General features: G+C 69.7%; 17 protein-coding genes. 4 read left to right on the forward strand and 13 right to left on the reverse strand.

Annotation, left to right across the window (positions count from 1 at the left end; all coding sequences use genetic code 11):
• Nucleotides 1-59: 59 nt before the first annotated feature.
• The 10 genes from ACWELJ_RS22985 to ACWELJ_RS23030 all read right to left on the reverse strand — a co-directional run bounded on the left by ACWELJ_RS22985 (nt 60) and on the right by ACWELJ_RS23030 (nt 9,899).
• Complete coding sequence (locus ACWELJ_RS22985; RefSeq protein WP_452368191.1) at nt 60-374, reverse strand: transcriptional regulator; 315 nt, start codon at nt 372-374, stop codon at nt 60-62.
• The gene (locus tag ACWELJ_RS22990) at nt 371-835 is read right to left on the reverse strand and encodes a hypothetical protein (protein ID WP_452368192.1); all 465 of its coding nucleotides are present in this window, start codon (nt 833-835) and stop codon (nt 371-373) included. Before ACWELJ_RS22990 ends, ACWELJ_RS22985 begins: the two co-directional genes overlap by 4 nt.
• 67 nt (nt 836-902) lie before the next feature.
• A complete protein-coding gene (locus tag ACWELJ_RS22995; RefSeq protein WP_452368193.1) occupies nt 903-2,771 on the reverse strand; it encodes a Na+/H+ antiporter in 1,869 nt (622 codons plus the stop codon).
• 54 nt (nt 2,772-2,825) lie between these two features.
• On the reverse strand, nt 2,826-3,101 hold the full coding sequence (locus ACWELJ_RS23000) for a hypothetical protein (protein ID WP_357276802.1): 276 nt from the start codon (nt 3,099-3,101) through the stop codon (nt 2,826-2,828).
• Between the two features lie 107 nt (nt 3,102-3,208).
• Nucleotides 3,209-3,817, reverse strand: coding sequence for a hypothetical protein (locus ACWELJ_RS23005; protein WP_452368194.1), 609 nt, complete (start codon nt 3,815-3,817; stop codon nt 3,209-3,211).
• Nucleotides 3,818-3,913: 96 nt separating this feature from the next.
• A complete protein-coding gene (locus tag ACWELJ_RS23010; RefSeq protein WP_452368195.1) occupies nt 3,914-5,248 on the reverse strand; it encodes a pyridoxal-phosphate dependent enzyme in 1,335 nt (444 codons plus the stop codon).
• The gene (locus ACWELJ_RS23015; protein ID WP_452368196.1) at nt 5,248-6,693 is read right to left on the reverse strand and encodes a decarboxylase; all 1,446 of its coding nucleotides are present in this window, start codon (nt 6,691-6,693) and stop codon (nt 5,248-5,250) included. The genes ACWELJ_RS23010 and ACWELJ_RS23015 overlap by 1 nt, the downstream gene beginning before the upstream one ends.
• The gene (locus tag ACWELJ_RS23020) at nt 6,690-7,946 is read right to left on the reverse strand and encodes a heavy-metal-associated domain-containing protein (protein WP_452368197.1); all 1,257 of its coding nucleotides are present in this window, start codon (nt 7,944-7,946) and stop codon (nt 6,690-6,692) included. Before ACWELJ_RS23020 ends, ACWELJ_RS23015 begins: the two co-directional genes overlap by 4 nt.
• Nucleotides 7,943-9,226, reverse strand: a complete 1,284-nt coding sequence (locus ACWELJ_RS23025; RefSeq protein ID WP_452368198.1) for an aminotransferase class V-fold PLP-dependent enzyme — start codon at nt 9,224-9,226, stop codon at nt 7,943-7,945. Before ACWELJ_RS23025 ends, ACWELJ_RS23020 begins: the two co-directional genes overlap by 4 nt.
• A gap of 130 nt (nt 9,227-9,356) precedes the next feature.
• Entirely contained in the window at nt 9,357-9,899 is a 543-nt protein-coding gene (locus ACWELJ_RS23030; RefSeq protein ID WP_452368199.1) for a DUF2599 domain-containing protein, read from the reverse strand.
• Nucleotides 9,900-10,136: 237 nt separating this feature from the next.
• Here ACWELJ_RS23030 and ACWELJ_RS23035 point away from each other — a divergent pair, with 237 nt between their 5' ends.
• Nucleotides 10,137-10,601, forward strand: coding sequence for a hypothetical protein (locus tag ACWELJ_RS23035; RefSeq protein ID WP_452368200.1), 465 nt, complete (start codon nt 10,137-10,139; stop codon nt 10,599-10,601).
• Between the two features lie 175 nt (nt 10,602-10,776).
• Here ACWELJ_RS23035 and ACWELJ_RS23040 read toward each other — a convergent pair whose 3' ends face one another.
• Nucleotides 10,777-12,507, reverse strand: coding sequence for a GMC oxidoreductase (locus tag ACWELJ_RS23040; RefSeq protein ID WP_452368201.1), 1,731 nt, complete (start codon nt 12,505-12,507; stop codon nt 10,777-10,779).
• 101 nt (nt 12,508-12,608) lie between these two features.
• On the opposite strand from ACWELJ_RS23040, the gene ACWELJ_RS23045 reads away from it, so the two are divergent.
• Nucleotides 12,609-13,280: a MerR family transcriptional regulator gene (locus ACWELJ_RS23045; protein WP_452368202.1), complete on the forward strand. Its 672-nt coding sequence runs from the start codon at nt 12,609-12,611 to the stop codon at nt 13,278-13,280.
• A 14-nt stretch (nt 13,281-13,294) separates the two neighbouring features.
• On the opposite strand, the gene ACWELJ_RS23050 is transcribed toward ACWELJ_RS23045, so the two are convergent.
• Both ACWELJ_RS23050 and ACWELJ_RS23055 read right to left on the reverse strand, forming a co-directional pair.
• Complete coding sequence (locus ACWELJ_RS23050) at nt 13,295-14,653, reverse strand: family 1 glycosylhydrolase (protein ID WP_452368203.1); 1,359 nt, start codon at nt 14,651-14,653, stop codon at nt 13,295-13,297.
• Between the two features lie 454 nt (nt 14,654-15,107).
• Entirely contained in the window at nt 15,108-15,674 is a 567-nt protein-coding gene (locus tag ACWELJ_RS23055) for a hypothetical protein (RefSeq protein ID WP_452368204.1), read from the reverse strand.
• Nucleotides 15,675-15,827: 153 nt separating this feature from the next.
• Between ACWELJ_RS23055 and ACWELJ_RS23060 the strand changes: the two genes are divergently transcribed.
• Both ACWELJ_RS23060 and ACWELJ_RS23065 read left to right on the forward strand, forming a co-directional pair.
• Nucleotides 15,828-16,541, forward strand: a complete 714-nt coding sequence (locus tag ACWELJ_RS23060; protein WP_452368205.1) for a hypothetical protein — start codon at nt 15,828-15,830, stop codon at nt 16,539-16,541.
• 191 nt (nt 16,542-16,732) lie between these two features.
• The gene (locus tag ACWELJ_RS23065; RefSeq protein WP_452368216.1) at nt 16,733-17,107 is read left to right on the forward strand and encodes a helix-turn-helix domain-containing protein; all 375 of its coding nucleotides are present in this window, start codon (nt 16,733-16,735) and stop codon (nt 17,105-17,107) included.
• Nucleotides 17,108-17,199 lie beyond the last annotated feature (92 nt).

A 17,199-nucleotide genomic window follows, 5' to 3' on the forward strand; every position in this document is an offset into this window, starting at 1 on the left:
GCAGCCCGCCCGCCGCCCGGCCCGCACCTGACCGACCCCGCCCAGCCGCTCGGGACCGTCTAACCGATCGGCTCGCCGGGTGCGGTTGCGCCCGCGACGATCTCACGCAATGCCGCGATATGCCCGTCGAAGGCGGTGCGCCCGGCGGCGGTCAAGCGGGCGCGCACCTTGCGCCGACTGCCCTCGAGCCGGCGCTCGGTGCTGACGTACCCCGCCTCCTCGAGGGTCGCCAGCTGCTTGGACAACGCCGAATCCGACAGTCCCAGGCGCTGTTTGAGGAACGCGAACTCCGCCCAGTCGGCCGCGGCGAGCGTGGCCACCAGCGTCAGACGCGTGCTCGGGTGGATGAGTTCGTCGAACCGGGCCTCGCTCACGCGCGCACCCACCGCCGCCCCACCGCCAGCAGCTCCGGCCCGCCGAAACCGATGACCGCGGCCACCAGCAGCGCCGACCAGGTGCGCGGATGCCCCGCCCCGTCGGCGTCGAGGGAGATCGCCGCGGCCACCGTGATCGCGACCAGTCCCGCCAGCATGCCGATCACGACCAGGGGCGTGCGCCGCCCGGCGACCTCCGCGCTGACCTGGACCGCGCCGGTGCGGCGGCGCCCGTCGAGCAGCCGCGACGCCAGCGTCGCGTGCCCGGCCCCGAACGCCAGGGTCGCGAGCGCGACCAGCCAGTCCGGGCCCAGGTCGCCCAGGATGCCCAAAGCCAGCCAGCCGCCGGCCATTCCCCACCAATAGCCGCGGGGCAGCCCGACTTCGGCGGCCATCCGCCGCCGCGCCTGCCCGGCCGCGGCGAGGGCCGAGCGTGCCTGCTCCGGAGTGATGCCGTCCATGCTGACTCCTCACTTTCCTACTTGGAAAGTAAGACTCCACTTTCCCGACAGGAAAGTCAAGGGTGTCTCAGCCCAGCAGCTCGTCCAGATAGCACCAGCGCCACGACTCACCCGGCTCCACACTGCGGATCACCGGATGCCCGGTGCGGTCGAAATGCTTGGTCGCGTGATTGCCCGGCGAGGAGTCACAGCACGCCACATGCCCGCACTCCAGGCACATCCGCAGATGCACCCACACCAGACCCTCCTCGAGGCACTCCCCGCAGGCGTCGGGGGTGTCGGGCACCCGCACGCACGGCGCCTCCCGCAGATGCTCACACGCCCCCGGCGGCAGCGGCGCCCGCAACCCCAGCCCGTCGTCGTCCTCGGCCTCGGCGACCCGGTCGATGGTGGACTCCTCGATATCGAGGGTCGCCATCACCGCCTGCAACACTTCCTGATCGACCTGGCCCGCATCGCGGATCCGCAGCACCGTGTCCCGTTCGGCCGCCAGCATCGCCAGCCGCAGCCGCCGATACTCGCCGCTGGGGGTGACCCGCTGGGATTCCGAGCGCCCCAACAGCTCCCACGCCGACTGCGCCCGCACCACCACCCGGTTGCGCAGCGCGTCCACCACATCCGGCGGCGTCTCGGGCGCGATGTTCTCCTCGAGCGCCTTCAACCCCGCCGTCGTCGCCTGCTGCAGCAGATTGGCCTCCTGCAACAGGTCCTCGGCCCGGCTGGGCCCGCGCAGGCGCAGCATCCGCACCAGCCACGGCAGCGAGAGTCCTTGCAGCAGCAGCGTTCCGCCCACCACCACGACCGCCAGCAGCCGCAGCGTATCCAGCTCCGGGGTGTCGGCGGGCAGCAGCAGCGCCGCCGCCAGCGTCACCACCCCGCGCATCCCCGCCCACCCCACCACGGCCGGACCGGTCCACTCCGGCTTGGGTTTTCCCTGCCGGCGGCCCTCGATCTGCCAGGCGGCGTATGTCGCCGGGAACACCCACACCGGCCGCACCACGATCACCGTCACCAGCACCGCCGCGCACGTCCACAGCAGCGTCGAATGCGGCAGATCGCTGTGCCAGGCGGCCTCCACGATGTGGCGCACCTGCAACCCGATCAGCAGGAACACCGCCGACTCGAGCAGGAACGCGATGGTGCGCCAATTGGTGTGCTCGGCGATGCGCGAGGCCGCGCTCTGCCACTGCGGCGCACCGTGACCCAGGATCAGCCCGCAGGTCACCACCGCGATCACCCCCGAGGCGTGCACCGACTCCGCGGGCAGATACGCGATCCACGGCGCCAGCAGCGACACGCTCGTATCCAGCACCGGATCGCTGATCCGGCGGCGCAGGAACGCCAGCGCCATCGCCGCGGCCACCCCGATCAGCGCGCCGCCGCCGGCCGCGCCGACGAAACTGGCCCCCGCCTGCCACAGCGTCACACTGCCCGCCATCGCCGCGACCGCGGTCCGCAAGGTCACCAGCGCGGTCGCGTCGTTGAACAGCGACTCGCCCTCGAGCAGGGTCACGATCCGGCGCGGCATCCCCACCCGCCGCGCCACCGCGGTCGCCGCGACCGCGTCGGGCGGGGCCACGATCGCCCCGATCGCCACCGCCGCGGAGAACGGCACCGGCAGTAGCCAATACACCACCGCGCCCACCGCGAACGCGGTGAACAACACCAACCCCACCGACAGCAGCGTGATCGAGGTCTTCTTCGGCCGGAAATCCACCAGCGAGGTCCGGATCGCCGTCGTGTACAGCAGCGGCGGCAGCAACCCCAGCAACACCAGTTCGGGCTCGATGTCGAACTCGGGCACGAACGGCAGATACGACGCGATTACCCCGGCCACGGTGAGCACGAACGGCTCACCCAACCCCAGCCGGCGCGCGCCGGCCGCCAGTGCGACCGCGACCGACACCAGCACCACGAGTCCGAACGCCCACTCCACGTGATCATCGTGCCAGTCGCGGTGTCCGATTCCGGCAGCGGCACCGCGGAAGGGTCAGTCGGCGTGGCCCGAGCGGGAGCGGGTGATCGCGAAGACCCCGATGCGCGCGGCCAGCGCCACCACCCACAGCACCACACCGACCATATTGAGCATCGGACCGGCGCCGGTGTAGGAGCCGACCAGGATGGAGACCACACCCGCCGAGAAACACAGCACGGTGGCGGCATGACAGACGGTCAGAGTGATGCGCAGATCGGTGTCCGGACCTGCGGCGCGCTCGATACTGATGGTGAAACTCCTGGCAACACTGTTGAATTCGACCCCAGGCACCATAGCGCCCCGGAGCCGGAAGTGCAGAGTCCGGCAGCTCACCGTTCCCGCCGGGTTCGCGCGCGCACCGCGGTGGCGCTGGTGGACAACGGGATTCGCGCGCCGGATCAGGGGGTCTGCTTGACGCAGATCCAGGTCTGGCCGTCCTTGCGGGCCTCCACCTTCGGCGACTGGTACTGCCAGATGCACGCTATCTGCATGTCGATCGGGGCCTGGCACACCCAGGTGGTCTTGTCGATCACCGCCGGGCGCACCTCGTTGCTCGTCGGATACGTCGCCTTGCAATAGCCCGGCATGTCCCGGATACCGCCCTTGGCCACCTGTTCGGGGGTGAGGCACATGCCGCTGTAGGGGTCGTTCATCGAGAACGACATGTGCAGACCGGTCTGCTTGTACTGCCAGTCGCACGCCTTGCCCAAATCGATGACAGCCTCACACGACTGGCCGTCGACCTGGCCGTAGCCGTAGGACACGCAGTACTGCGCGAGATCCAGCCCGCCGATCGAGGTGGACGCGGGCGTGCTCGGCGCGGTCGAGGATTGGGTGCGATCACCGACGACATTGACGATCAACGGGGTGACGATCACCGCGGCGGCCACCGCCACCACGATCACCGCCAGCGCCCACGCCGGAACGCGGCGCAGCAGTGGCGCGAGCACCCGGTTGGAGAACGGGGTCCACAGCGGGGAGAAGAACTGCGAGAACTGTTCGAGCACGAGCGCCCCTTGTTCGCTTTTGCGGCAGCCCAGCAATCCTATCGCCCGGGCAGGGGTCGCCACAGTCGAAATCACTGGGGCTGCGGCACATTGGCGTCAACGGTGCCGGGGCGCGGATTCCATCGGTTTGCCCGCATCACGCCAGGCGGTGATGCCACCGGCCAGGCTGTGCGCGTCGTACCCGGCGCGGCGGGCCAGCGCCGCGAACCGCAACGACACCTCACCGACCGGGCAGACGAACACCACCGGCCGCGACCGAGAGAACGGGACACCCTGCACGAGCATGTCGTCGAGCTGATCGTCGCGAATGTTCAACGCGCCCGGCACATGGGCGATCCGGTAGGCCATCGCGCCGCGGGTGTCGACGATGGTCGGGCGCGCGCTGTGATCGAGCCGCTCGAGCTCGTCGGGGGACAGCGCCGGGGTGGCGGCGAGTTCGGCCGCGTCCGGGGCCGGGGCGCGACCGGGCTTGCCGAACAGTTCCGGGCGGCGCTTGCGGATATAGGACAGGTACGGCTCGAGCCGATCGCACACGATGATCACCGCGACCAGCGGATCCGCCTGCGCCGAGGGCGGTTCCACCGAAGCCAGGTACTCCAGTGCCGCGGCATAGGTCGCCCCGCTCGTCGGCCCGGCGAGCACGCCGTGCCCGGTGGCCAGGGTCAGAGTGGCGTCGACCGCGCGCCCGGCCTCCACCGCCAGGACGCGGTCGTAGAAGTCGGGCTGGAACAGGCCCACGTCCCACATCTCGGTCTCCGAGCGGATACCGGGAATGAAGTCGCCGCGCTCGGAGACCACCGCGACCGTCTTCAACTCCGGATTGTGTTTGCGCAGAAAGGTCGCCGTGCCGCGGGTGGACCCGGTGGTGCCCAGGCCGCCGATCAGATAGTCGACGCGGGTGATGCCGTCGCGCGCCAGGTCCTCGTGGATCTCGCGCCCGGTGCCGTGATGGTGGGCCTCGAGGTTCTTCTCACTCGTGTACTGCGAGGGGTGATACCAGGCCCCCGGTGCGCGGGCCATGGTCGATTCGATGACCGAGTACACGTCGTTGGGGGCCGTCGGATCCGGGCATTCCGACAATCCCGGCAATTCTTCGATTTCGGTGCCCAACAGCTGCAACAGGTCTCGCACCTCGGCGACCTTGATCCGATTGGTCACCGCCCGCAACCCGATCCCGTGCACCGCCGCCAGTACCCGCAACGCCTTGGCGGTATTGCCGCTCGACGCCTCGATCAGAGTCCGCTTCCCGGCGACGATCTCGTCGAGGTCGTCGCGGATCATGGCCCACGCCACCCGATCCTTCACCGACCCGAACGGGTTGTAGAACTCGAGCTTCGCGTACAGCTCCACCCGCGCGAGCCCGTGCACGGCCGGATCCAGCCGCAGCAGCGGGGTATTGCCGATCAGATCGGTGATGTGGTCGTAGCGCATCAACGCACCTCGTGCCAGTCGACGTCGCGGCACACCCGGAACGTCCCGGATTCGCCGACCACCGCCAGCTTCGGCGGCACCGGATGCATCGAGGCCCGCGCGGCCGACAGATCCATGTGGTAGGCGGCGGTATTGGGGAACACCACGAAATCCCCCGATTGTGGATACCGCGGTAGCCACACCTTGTGGTTGGTGATCAGATCCCGCTCCAGGCACAGCCGCCCCGCCAGGAACACCCCCACCGCACCGGAATTCGGGTCCTCCGCCACGGAATCCGGCCCGTCAGCGCCGCTTCGGGCGGGAACGAGAATCGGATCGACCATCACCTCCTGATCGGCGGGGGTGACGGTGTCGCGGCTCAGATCCAGGTTGACCAGGGTCGACCCGTCGGCGGTCCGCTTCACGAATTCCACCCGGGCCACGGTGATTCCGGCGTGGTCGACCAGCGCCTTGCCCGGTTCGAGCCAGACCTCGAGGAGGTTCTCCCCAGCCACCTGTGCAAAACTGCGGCCGCCCTGCGATTCCAGGCCCGTATCCAGCAGATCGCTGAGCATCCGCGGGGCATCCACAATGTTGGCGTATTTGTGAAAAACTGGTGTCCCGTGCACCGCGCCGTCCTCGACGTGGAAGCCGAAAGTGTTGGCGCCCCAGCTCATCTGCTCGCCACGACCCACCAGTGATTCGCGCAGCGCGTGCACATATGCATCGAATGCCGCCGCGTCGGCGGTGAACACCTGCCGGAAGCCGCCGCCGATATCGATCACCGCCGGGGTCAATCCGTGCCCGTAGGCCCGCTCGGTCAACTCCAGGCAACTCTCCACCGCGCGTACCCGTTCGGCCGGTTCGCCCGAATCCAGGTGAAAGGCGAACCCGCGGAAGTCGATCCGATCCCGCCGCGCCGACAGCAGCTTCAGGGCCTGGTCGCTCTCGGTCAGCGGCACTCCGAACCGGCTCACCGGCGTCCCCGGGAATCCGCACATTCGCACCAAAACCGGCACGGGACTATCCGCCAGTGCCGCAATGCGTTCCAGCTCCCACAGATTGTCGACATTGATGGTCACCCCGGTGCCCACCAGCGCGCGCAACAGACCCTCACCTTTGGGTCCGGTGACTTCGATGTGCGCGGGAGCGAACCCCGCCTTCAACGCCCCCCGCAGCTCGGCCTCCGAGGCCACATCGATGCCGACACCCGCCGCGTGCGCGGTCGCCACGAACGCGCGTGACTGATTCACCTTGTGCGCGTAGCAGATCCGGAACCCCGCCGCGCGCGCCGCCAGCACCGCCCGCAACCGCTCCAGATTCTGCGCGAACACCTGCGGGAACACCAGATGCGCGGGCGACCCGAACTCGGCGACCGCGTCCTCGACCGCGCCCGGCGTGGCCAGGAATTCCGACACCAGCGCATGCATCTTCGCCGGCAGTCCCGGCGGCGCCGCAGCCGTCATACGGCGCTTTCGCTGGTCGCGGGCGTGACGAGGGTCGGGTTGTAGCCGCTGTCACGCAGCGCCTCGAACGCGCGGTGCCGGTTGCGGGGACTGCGGAACTCCGCCACCACCCGCTTGCTGACCAGATCGATATCGCCGACCCCGATGCCCATCGCGTCCAGCACCCCGCCGATGGTGCGCACACAGTGCTTGCACGTCATGTCCGGGACGTAGAACACCTGGTCCTCGGCGGCGAGTTCACCGGTCTCCGATCCGGTTTCGGCCGCCACCTCGACCACCGTGATCCCATCCACGATCCGGGTGAACAGCTCGGTGAACCGGTCGATGACCAGCGGCAGAATGCTGTAGTGCGCGCCGTCGAGCTGATGCGGCATGGCGGCCAGGCAGGCCGGACGGGTGCCCGGCGGCAGCAACGCGTACTGACGCGAGATCAGATCCAGTTCGTCGTGATACTTGGCGATCGCCTCGGCCGCACTCAGCCCCTCGGCGTGGGTGGCGCGGCGCATGACCCGGTGCGCGTCCGCGATGGTCATGTCCTTCATGGCGCGCAGGGTCGCCACCGTCTCCGCCGAATACCGCACGGTCCCATCGGGTTGCGTGGTCAGGGTGACCGCGATCATGCCGCGCCGGTAGCTCGAGGCCTGCAACTCCCAGAACCAGCGCGTCGCCACCGCCGCGTAGATGCCCGAATCGCGCATGCCGATCGCGAATTCGGCCGGCGTGCGATACGGCGTCTCCCGGGCCAGCAGCGCGTGCTGGGCCAGCGCCCGCCCGGCCGCCTCGATGCCCACCCGGAAGATCTCGTGCGGTGCGTGATCGGTGGTGGTGCCGTCGAGCACCGCCTGTTCACGCGGGCCGAGCTTGGCCATGCGCTGGGCCAGCGCGGGATCGGCGTCCAGGGCGTGCCACAGTGCCAGCACCGTCTCGCGCATGGCGATCGGCACGATCGGGCCCAGCCCGCCGGTCCGGAAATGCCCGGTATTGGGGATGCCGTCGCTGTCGGTCCACCCGATCCGGTGGGTCGCGCTGGTCACCTGGTCGGCGCGGCACGGGCGCATGAACCGTTCCAGATACAGCCGCTGCGACAGCGTCAGGTGCGAGCCGGGCTCCGAAGCCAGCGGCGTGCAGGTGTATTCGACGCGGCGCGGGGGCGGCGGCACCGGGACCGCGCCCAGTCCGGGCCGGGCCAGCCCGGCCAGCACTCGCGAGGCGGCGCGGCGGTCGTAGCGGGGTTCGGGGCCTGGCTCGGTCACGAGACCTCCTCGGCAATCGTGGCGACACACTCGGTGAACCGGTCGATCTCGTCGAAGGCGGTGTAGACGTGCGTGCTCACCCGCACCGAATCCTCCGTGTCCGCCGCGGCACCGGTGGGGACGCAGTGCGCGCCCGTGCGGACCAGGAATCCCAGCTCGCTGAGCACGAACCCCAGGTCGGTGGCGCTGATCCCGGCGACGGTGAACGACACGATCCCGTACCCGGTTTCGCACGGCGCGTACGCCGGGCCGGGGGTGAACTCGACGCCGGTGATCGGGCGCAGGCCCGCGATCAGCCGCTGGGTGAGCGCCCTGTCGTGGGCGGTGATCGCCTCGAGGCCCAGCTCGCCCAGCACGTCCAGGGCCGCGCCGAGGGCCAGGATCCCGGGCAGATTCTGGGTGCCGCCCTCCAGCAGCTGCGGCATCGACCCGCCCACCAGGCCCGAATCATCCAGTGACACCGCGGTATTGCCGCCCGGCAGGAACGGCAGCAGTTCGCCGTGCCGGCGGCGGCGGCAGTACAGCACGCCCGTCCCCGGCGCCCCGAACATCTTGTGCGCGGCGAACACCGCGAAATCCGCGTCCAGCTCCGCCACCTTCACCGGCAGGTGCCCGCCGGACTGGCTGCAGTCGAAACACAGCGCGATCCGCGGATCGATGCGCCCGCGCAGTTCTTCCAGGGTGCTCAGCCCGCCGAACACGTGATGCAGATGCGCCACGGTGATCAACCGCGTGCGCGGGGTGATTCGCGCCGCCACATCCTCGACATCTGCTTCGCCGAGCGCGTTCACCCGGTAGGGCACCAGTTCGATACGCCGCCCGAACCGGGCCAGCACCCCGCGCAGATGCTGCCACGGATACACGTTGGAGGCGTGATCGCGTGGGCTGTAGAGGATCTCGTCACCGTCGCCCAGATTCGCCAGCCCCCACGACAGCGCCACCGCGTTCAGCCCGGCCGTGGCCCCGGCGGTGAACACCACCTCATCCGGTGCGGCCCCGATGAATTCGGCCATCGCCGCGCGCACCGCGGCCACCCGGGCGGTCAGCTCACCGGCCCACGGATAGGTGCCGCGCCCGGCATTGGCGGTGCGCTCGCGGTGATAGTGGTGCACCGCCTCGATCACCGGCCGCGGTTTCTGCGTGGTGGAGGCGGAATCGAGGTAGACCTCGGCGGCCTCGGTCAGCGCCGGGAACAGTGCGCGCACGCCGGGGTGCGCCGGTCCGCGGGCGGCGGCGGGCGGCGGGGGCGTAGAGGTCTCGGGTGCCGAGGCGCGCACCATTGCCCTCCCTCCCAGGAGTGAGCGCTGGACGTCACCAACGATACGCACATTTGGCGATCGGCTCGAAGGTTCTGGCGGGCAACCGGTTTCGTTCGGCGTCAAACCTGCCGCTCGGCGGCGAACCGGCCGCTCAGCGTTCGGGTCCGCCCGGATTGCACAGTGCCGACACCGTGGCGTCGTAGCCGACCGCGGGCCGCCACGGCTCGATGTTCCAGCTGGCCTTGTCGGGCGCGACCGCGCGCGCCCACTCCCAATGGCATCGGAACTGGTCGTACATGCCGGGGGAGTCCGCGTCGGGAGCCAGCGCGAGCACCTCACCCCAGGCGCGATCCCCGGCCGTCGGGAACAGATCGATGCGCCCGGCGCGGGTGGGGAAGATCTTCAAGCGGCGTCCGTCGATCTCGTCGGTCCACTCGGTGTGATCGATGAGCGCTTGATCGGCCAGCGGATCCACCGTCGGCGTCGCCGCGCCCGAGATCGCCGCCGCCGTCGTGGGCGCCACCGCGCTCGCCGTGGGCACCGGCTGCACGGGTGCGACGGTCGCCGACACCGGCCCCAGCGAACTGACCACCACCGGCGGCGAGTCCTCGGCCGCACCGCAACCGGTCAGTACCAGTGCCAGCGCGAGCACGGGCGGGCCACCCGCGAGTTTCCAGCGCCGCCGCATGGGCATACGCCCCTTTCGTTCGATTCGTCCGGCCCGGATCCGAAACTACCAGCGACGATCGCTCATACTCCGAACGCGCTGGGCAGACCGGACTTCGGTGCTCCGGTTTTGCCCGCGCTGGTGCATTGGCCCAGACAGCCCCTACGATGTCACGCGCGGGGCGGTTCGTGAAAGAGGGGACCGTCCGGCACCCTTGGTACCGGATGGTTGCTGACTGGTAGGGGAACGATGAATGCCGCGAACGTGAAACTGCTTGTGTGGGAGTGCGACAACACCCTCTGGGATGGGGTGGTGTGCGACTCCACCGCGGGAGCGCTACGCGCCGAGGCCGCGCGCTCACTGCGCATCCTCAACGAGCGCGGTGTCATGCACGCGGTCGCCTCCCGCGGTGAATGGGCCTGGACGGTCGAGCAGCTGCGCCGCCACGGCGTCGCCGACCGCTTCGCCGCCGTCGAGGTCGGCTGGGGCCGCAAGTCCGCCGCCATCGCCCGCATCGCCGAAACCCTCGGTGTGGGTCTGGGCCAGGTCGGCTACATCGACGCCGAACCCCTCGAACGCAGCGAGGTCGCCCACGCCCTGCCCCAGGTCCGCTGCTACGCCGCGCGCCACGTGGATGTGCTCGCCGCCCTCCAGGAGTTCCGCGCCCCTGTCGGCGACGTCCCGCCGCCCACCTCCCCGATGGGCATCTCCCACATCCACGCGCACTGAAACCACGGTCCCGACCGCGCACGAGCAACCGGTGCCGCGGCGGGCCGGGGCGACTCTCGACCCGTCGGCGACCGCGCGGGATCCTGCCCTCGCCGACACACGCGAATTCGTTCGACGCTCATGAGAAAGGCCCCCGGTCGATGACGACCGGGGGCCTTTCTCCACTCACGTCGGGTCAGGCGGGCGTGGATTCGGACTTGCCGCCACGGATTTCGACGATCGGCAGCACCAGGGCCGCCGGAGCCGAGGCAGGGACCATCGGCTGCGATGGTGCGACGGGTGCGATCCGGGTGTAGCCGGCGGACTGTTCGGGGCGAGTGTCGGCCTGGCCCTTGTTCGGCCACATCGCCGCGGCGCGCTCGGCCTGGGCGGTGATCGTCAGCGACGGGTTCACACCCAGGTTGGCCGAGACCGCCGCACCGTCGACGACCGAGAGGGTGGGGTAGCCGTAGACGCGGTGGTAGGCGTCGATGACACCGTGGTCGGCGTCCGCCCCGATGGCCGCGCCGCCCAGGAAGTGCGCGGTCAGCGGGATATTGAACACCTCGCCCCAGGTGCCGCCCGCGACACCGCCGATGGTGTCGGCCACCTTGCGGGTGACCTCGTTGCCGGCCGGGATCCAGGTCGGATTCGGTTCGCCGTGGCCCTGTTTGGAGGTGAGCTTGCGCCCGAACAGCCCGCGCTTGGTGTAGGTGGTGATCGAGTTGTCCAGATGCTGCATCACCAGCGAGATGATGGTGCGCTCACTCCAGTTCTTCACCGACATGAACTGCAGCAGCATCAGCGGGTGCCGCAGCACGATGCCCAGGAAGCGCAGCCAGCGCGGGATGCTGCCGCCGCCGTCGACCATGAGCGTCTGCAGCAGGCCCATCGAATTGGAGCCCTTGCCGTAGCGAACCGGCTCGATGTGGGTGTCGGGGGTCGGGTGGATCGAGGAGGTGATGGCCACGCCACGGGTGTAGTCGACGTCGGGGTTCACCTTGCGGGTGGCCGCGCCGAGGATGGATTCGGAGTTGGTGCGGGTCAGCAGGCCCAGGCGCGGCGACAGCCGCGGCAGCACGCCCTTGTCGCGCATGGCGAACAGCAGCTGCTGGGTGCCGCGGGTGCCGGCGGCCAGCACCACGTGCTTGGCGGTGTAGGTCTTGGGCTGCTTGCGGAACCAGGCGCCGGTGCGTTCGGTCTCCACGTCCCAGGTGCCGTCGGGCAGCGGGCGCACGGTGGTGACCGTGGTCATCGGGAACACCTGCGCGCCACCCTTTTCCGCCAGGTACAGGTAGTTCTTGACCAGGGTGTTCTTGGCGTTGTGGCGGCAGCCGGTCATGCACTCGCCGCATTCGATGCAGCCGGTGCGCTCGGGGCCCGCGCCGCCGAAGTACGGGTCGGGCACGGTCTTGCCCGCCTCGCCGAAGAACACCCCGACCGGGGTCTGCACGAAGGTGTCGCCCACGCCCAGGTCCTCGGCGACCTGCTTGAACACCTCGTCCGCGGGAGTCATGTGCGGATTGGTGACCACGCCGAGCATCTTGCGGGCCTGGTCGTAATAGGGCATCAGCTCGTCGTGCCAGTCGGTGATCTCGCGCCACTGCGGGTCGGCGAAGAACGGGGCCGGGGGCACGTACAGGGTGTTGGCGTAGTTGAGGGAGCCGCCGCCCACGCCCGCGCCCGCCAGGATCAGCACATCGCGCAGCGGGTGGATGCGCTGAATACCGAAGCAGCCCAGCTTCGGAGCCCACAGGAACTTGCGCAGGTCCCAGCTGGTGTCGGGGAGCTCGTCGTCGGCGTAGCGCTGACCGGCCTCGAGCACGCCGACCGAATAGCCCTTCTCGGTCAGGCGCAGTGCGCTGACACTGCCGCCGAAGCCGGACCCGACGATGAGCACGTCGAAATCGGTGTCGCGTTGGGTCATGAGGACTCCCTTGTCGTCGTCGACAGTGTGGCGGCGGTTACGCTAATGCGGACAGTTGTGGCTGTCAACGTCGGCCGGGTTGCGGTATCTATGCTGTTCGCGTGGACCGATACAGCCGCCTGCAACTCGCCGAACTCAGCGGTGTGGCCGCCCGCACCATCCGCTACTACCACTCGGTCGGCGTGCTGCCCAAGCCCGGCCGCGCCGGCAAGGAAGCGGTCTACGGTCCCGACCACCTGGAACGACTGCGAGCCATCACCGCCATGCAGGCGCGCGGGCTGCGCCTGGACGCCATCCGCGAGGTGTTCGAGGCCGAGGTCCCCGGCGACGGCGACTGGCGGGAGGTCTTCGATCCGCGCTACAGCGGCGAAAACGACACCGGCACGGTCCTCGACGACGACGCCCTGACCCAATTGCTCGGCGATCGCCGCCCCGAGATCCTCGACGACCTGCTGGCCGAGGGCTACCTCGAACCGCTCGGCGCCCGCTGGCGGGTACCCGAACCGGCCATGCTCACCGGCGCGCTGATCCTCTACGACGTGGGCACCGACATCGCGTTGTCGGGCGTGCTGCGCAAGCTGATCCGCACCCACATCGCCACCCTGGCCGACGAGATGATCCGGGTGGTCCGCGAAGCCTCGGGCCGGGAGTACACCGGCGAGGGCATCGATCAGGACCTGGATCGCTTCCGCGACCGGTTCCGCGCCGCGGCCCGCGAGGTCGGCGGCGCGACCCTGGTCGAGGAGATCGAACGCGCGGTCCGCCGGCGCTGAACCGCGCCCCCGCATCAGGGCGCGGGCACCGCGGTGGGGACGGTGACGGGGTGCTCGCAGCTGGCCGGGGGATCGACCAGTGTGCAGTCGGAGGGGAAGCGCACCGGTTCGTAGCCCGAGGGCACCCCGCCGGCGGTGATGATCTGACGGTAGGTGTCGACCGCGTCGGTGGGCTTGCGGGTCAGGCTCGGATCGGTCTGCACGTCCACGGTGTAGAGGCCGAATCGCGGTGCGAACGAACCCCACTCGTAGTTGTCGGTCAGGCTCCAGTAGTTGTAGCCGACCAGGTTCATGCCGTCTGCCTTGGCGCGTTGCAGCCAGTACACGGTGTCGCGCAGATGATCGGAGCGGGTGTAGCCGTCGGCGCGCGGCTTGCCGTTCTCGGTCGGCATGCCGTTCTCCACCACCCACAGCGGCTTGCCGGGGAACATCTTCGAATAGTGTTGCAGCGCATAGTAGATGCCCTCGGGCCGGATCGGCAGGTCCCACATCCCGGCCGGGGGAGCGACCGACCCGTCGGGCAGGTTGACCGTAGTGGCCTTGGGCGGTTCGTAACCGAAGTAGTAGTCCACGCCGATGAAGTCGAGCTTGTCGCCGATGCGTTCCATGAGCGGCCCGTTGACCTGCGCCTCGGCCCCGGCTACATAGCCGACATTGCTGGTGACCAGCGCCTTGGGCTGCACCTTGTGGATGTAGTCGTAGATCTCGTTGTGCACCTGGGCGACCCGGTCGAGCATCTGGTCGGCGTCGGTGTCGTTCTGGCGCACCTCGTGCATGATGTAGGCGACCGGCTCGTTGACCGTCACCCACACCGGATTGCGGGAGGTGTAGCGGTCGACCACCTTGCGGGCGTTGGCCAGCCAGTCGCCCACCATGGCGTCGTCGTTCCAGCCGCCGCGTTCGGCGGCCCAGCCCGGGTACACCCAATGGTCCAGCGTGAGCATGGGTTCCATGCCATTGGCCACGATGTCGTCGATGACGCGGTCGTAGAAGGCGAACCCCTCCTCGTCCCACACGCCGGGTTCGGGTTGCAGGCGCGCCCATTCGATGCCGATGCGGAACACCTTCGAGCCCAGACCCGCGGCCAGCGCGATGTCGGTCTGGTAGCGGGAGCGGAAGTCGATGGAGTTGCGGTAGCGGTCCCACCCGGGATTGGCGTCGATGTAGTGCATCCAGTTGCTGTCGGGGGCGTGCCCCTCGGACTGGAAGCCGGAGGCCGCCACGCCCCACAGGAAGTCCGGGCCCAGCCCGCCGTGGGTGCCCGGGGTCGCGGGCGGCAGTGCGGGAGTCGCGTGCGCGGCGGTGGCCACCGGCAGCAGCGTCGCGGCGGCGGCGAGCCCAGCTAGGACTAGTCGGTGCAGGCGACGGCGCATCGGGGCTCCTTCTCCGGGACGCCTGGTCGGAATGTCCCATTCGGAGCGTAGCTGCCGGTTAGCTGAATTCTGGGGCAGCAAGGGGCGTGTCGCGGAACCGGTGCGCGCCGGCTCACCCGCCGATCAGCGCCGGATTTCCGGACCGGAAAACCCTCGCGACTCCCTCACCTGCGGCGACAACCCTCCGGTCGGCGATCTCGATGTCGAGCCGGAACCGCGCCGCCTACCGTTCGAGATGTACCGGCCTGTGGCCCAAGCGGTTCCAGGAGGGGGAGTCACAGTCCGGTGCAACCGCCCGGCGATGCCCGTGCGCGGCAGTATCACCGGGTCGGCGCGGGCATCGATCAGCGAAAGGCCCGCCGACGGTCGGGTCGGCCGGTCGCCGTCCGGCACACCGGCGTCGTGGGTGATGGCGCGAAGGGCGTCCACGGCGTCGGTGAGCCGGCGGCGGTTCTCATGCGCCCGGTTCGTCGTCGCGCGGCTCGGGTTTCGGCGCGGTGCTCGCTCCGTGCGGGCCGGGGCCGCGATGGCCGTGCGGTTCGTGGTGCCCGGGTCGGGCGAACGGGCGGCCGGGCGCGGGCGGCATGCCGGGACCCTGCGGCCATTCGGGCATGCCTGGCATGGAAGGCATTCGGGGCATCGACGGCATGGGCGGAATGCCCGGCATGGGTGGAATGGTGGGAACCGGAGGGATCGGCGGTGTGGCGTGCAGGGGCGGAATCGGCATGCCGGTGGCGGTTCCGCCGAACCGCTGAAACGCGGCTTGACGTGAGGTGCCGAAGATTTCGCCGATCTCGGCCCAGGTCCGCCCTTCGTCGCGGGCCTGCCGCACCAGCGACCGCAGCACGTCGTCGACGACCCCGTCGAGACTGCGCGCGGCCCGCAGCGCGGCCATCACCGAGGGCGGCGGAACGCCCTGGCCGGGGCGCAACACCTCGACCACGACATCGGCATTGGTGGACAACAGCTTTGCCAGGATCGCTCGCTCGTCGGCGGGGTCCCGGTGCGGGGAATCGCTCATATGTAAATGCTGCCTTGACATGAAATCGGCTGTCAAGGAACGATTTACACGCCCCGCTTACTGAGCATTAGCTGAAAGAAATGCGCTTTGTTTGCCGCCCCTATAACGTGTTCGTCAGCGATCTGGAGGTGCAGGGCGGAGGACACCTGAAATATGACCGATCCAGAGAGATGCGCGGCCGAACACGAGCTGTTCGAGCTGGTTCGAAAGGCCGGATTCGAGGGACCGGCCTGGAAGCTGTTGGCGGACAGCCTGGTTCGCCACGCGTTGACCGTCCTGGGGCCGTGGGTGCGCAGCGGGTGGATTTTCCCGGTCGCCGAAGGCGAGGGGATGCCCCTGCGCCCGACCGCCCAGGAGCGGTTGCTGGTGGAGACCCGCTTCGCCGAGGACTTCGTGCGCGAGACCATCACTCGCGCACTCGAACGCTTCCGCCGCGTCGCCCGCGACGGCGACGGCTGGAACGCCGACAGCGGACAGAGCCTGGGCGGCTACTTCCTCGGCGAGTGCGTGCGCGCCTTCGCCGAGCACTTCCGCCGCAGCCGCCGCGGCGGGGACCTCTACCGGTACCAGCCCGCGACCCCGATAACGGTGGTGAGCGCGGACGGCCCCGAGCTGTCCGAGATCATGGCCGCCACCGCGGACATCGCCGGATCCGTCGTCTCCCGCCTGGCGTTCCGCAGCCGCCTGGCGGGCCTGAACGACCGCGACCGCGCGCTGGCGTGGGGCAAGGCGATGGGCCTGACCGCCCACGAGATCGCGCAGCTGTTCGGATTCCCCTCGGTGCCGGCCGTCGAAGTGCGCTGGGCCGGCCTACGCGGCGACCACGACTGGATGCCCGGTCTCGACGGCAAGGAGATGGCCCAATGAGCCCCGATGACGCCCCCGACCCGGTCCTGCGCATCGCCGAACTGCTCGAACGTTCCTCGCTCAACGACCCTGCCCTGCACCGCCTCTACGCCCGCATCCCGCACCGCGCCCCCGCACCGCGCACCATTCCCGCCCCGATCCCCTCGGCCGTCACCGGCTTCGCGGCCCGGCTCAACGAGCTCTTCGACGCCATGCCCGCCCCCGGCGGCCGCCCACACACCAATTCCGCGGTCGCGACCCAACTCACCGCCTGGGGCCACCCGATCTCCAAGCCCTACCTGAGCCAGCTCCGCTCGGGCGCGCGCACCAACCCTTCCCGCGAAACCATCGCCGCCCTGGCCCGCTACTTCCGCGTCCGCCCCGACCATTTCGCCACCGACGCCCACCCCGTCCCCCGCGGCCACGACCTCGACCTGCTCACCCGCCTGCAATTCCCCGGCCTGCGCGGACTCACCATCGCCGCTGTCGATCTGAGCGAGGAATCCCAGCACCTGCTCATCACAATGGCCGAGCGCCTGCGCATGACCGAGGGCCTGCCCGAGGTGGGTGCCGGCGGCGTCGAATAGCCGGGCGTCACCGTGCCACGGGCAATTTGAGGGCTATCCGTCGAACTGGGGAAGCCTGTGGCTGATATATGAAATATCTTGTGCCGAGCCCG

It is taken from the genome of Nocardia sp. NPDC004582 (assembly GCF_053602115.1).

What these genes read in the sequence shown, in the direction of transcription:
- ACWELJ_RS22990 (WP_452368192.1), bottom strand. Translation starts at nt 835, where the DNA reads ATGGACGGCATCACTCCGGAGCAGGCACGCTCGGCCCTCGCCGCGGCC.
- ACWELJ_RS23010 (WP_452368195.1), bottom strand. Translation starts at nt 5,248, where the DNA reads ATGCGCTACGACCACATCACCGATCTGATCGGCAATACCCCGCTGCTG.
- ACWELJ_RS23015 (WP_452368196.1), bottom strand. Translation starts at nt 6,693, where the DNA reads ATGACGGCTGCGGCGCCGCCGGGACTGCCGGCGAAGATGCATGCGCTG.
- ACWELJ_RS23025 (WP_452368198.1), bottom strand. Translation starts at nt 9,226, where the DNA reads ATGGTGCGCGCCTCGGCACCCGAGACCTCTACGCCCCCGCCGCCCGCC.
- ACWELJ_RS23030 (WP_452368199.1), bottom strand. Translation starts at nt 9,899, where the DNA reads ATGCCCATGCGGCGGCGCTGGAAACTCGCGGGTGGCCCGCCCGTGCTC.
- ACWELJ_RS23040 (WP_452368201.1), bottom strand. Translation starts at nt 12,507, where the DNA reads ATGACCCAACGCGACACCGATTTCGACGTGCTCATCGTCGGGTCCGGC.
- ACWELJ_RS23050 (WP_452368203.1), bottom strand. Translation starts at nt 14,653, where the DNA reads ATGCGCCGTCGCCTGCACCGACTAGTCCTAGCTGGGCTCGCCGCCGCC.
- ACWELJ_RS23055 (WP_452368204.1), bottom strand. Translation starts at nt 15,674, where the DNA reads ATGAGCGATTCCCCGCACCGGGACCCCGCCGACGAGCGAGCGATCCTG.
- ACWELJ_RS23060 (WP_452368205.1), top strand. Translation starts at nt 15,828, where the DNA reads ATGACCGATCCAGAGAGATGCGCGGCCGAACACGAGCTGTTCGAGCTG.
- ACWELJ_RS23065 (WP_452368216.1), top strand. Translation starts at nt 16,733, where the DNA reads ATGCCCGCCCCCGGCGGCCGCCCACACACCAATTCCGCGGTCGCGACC.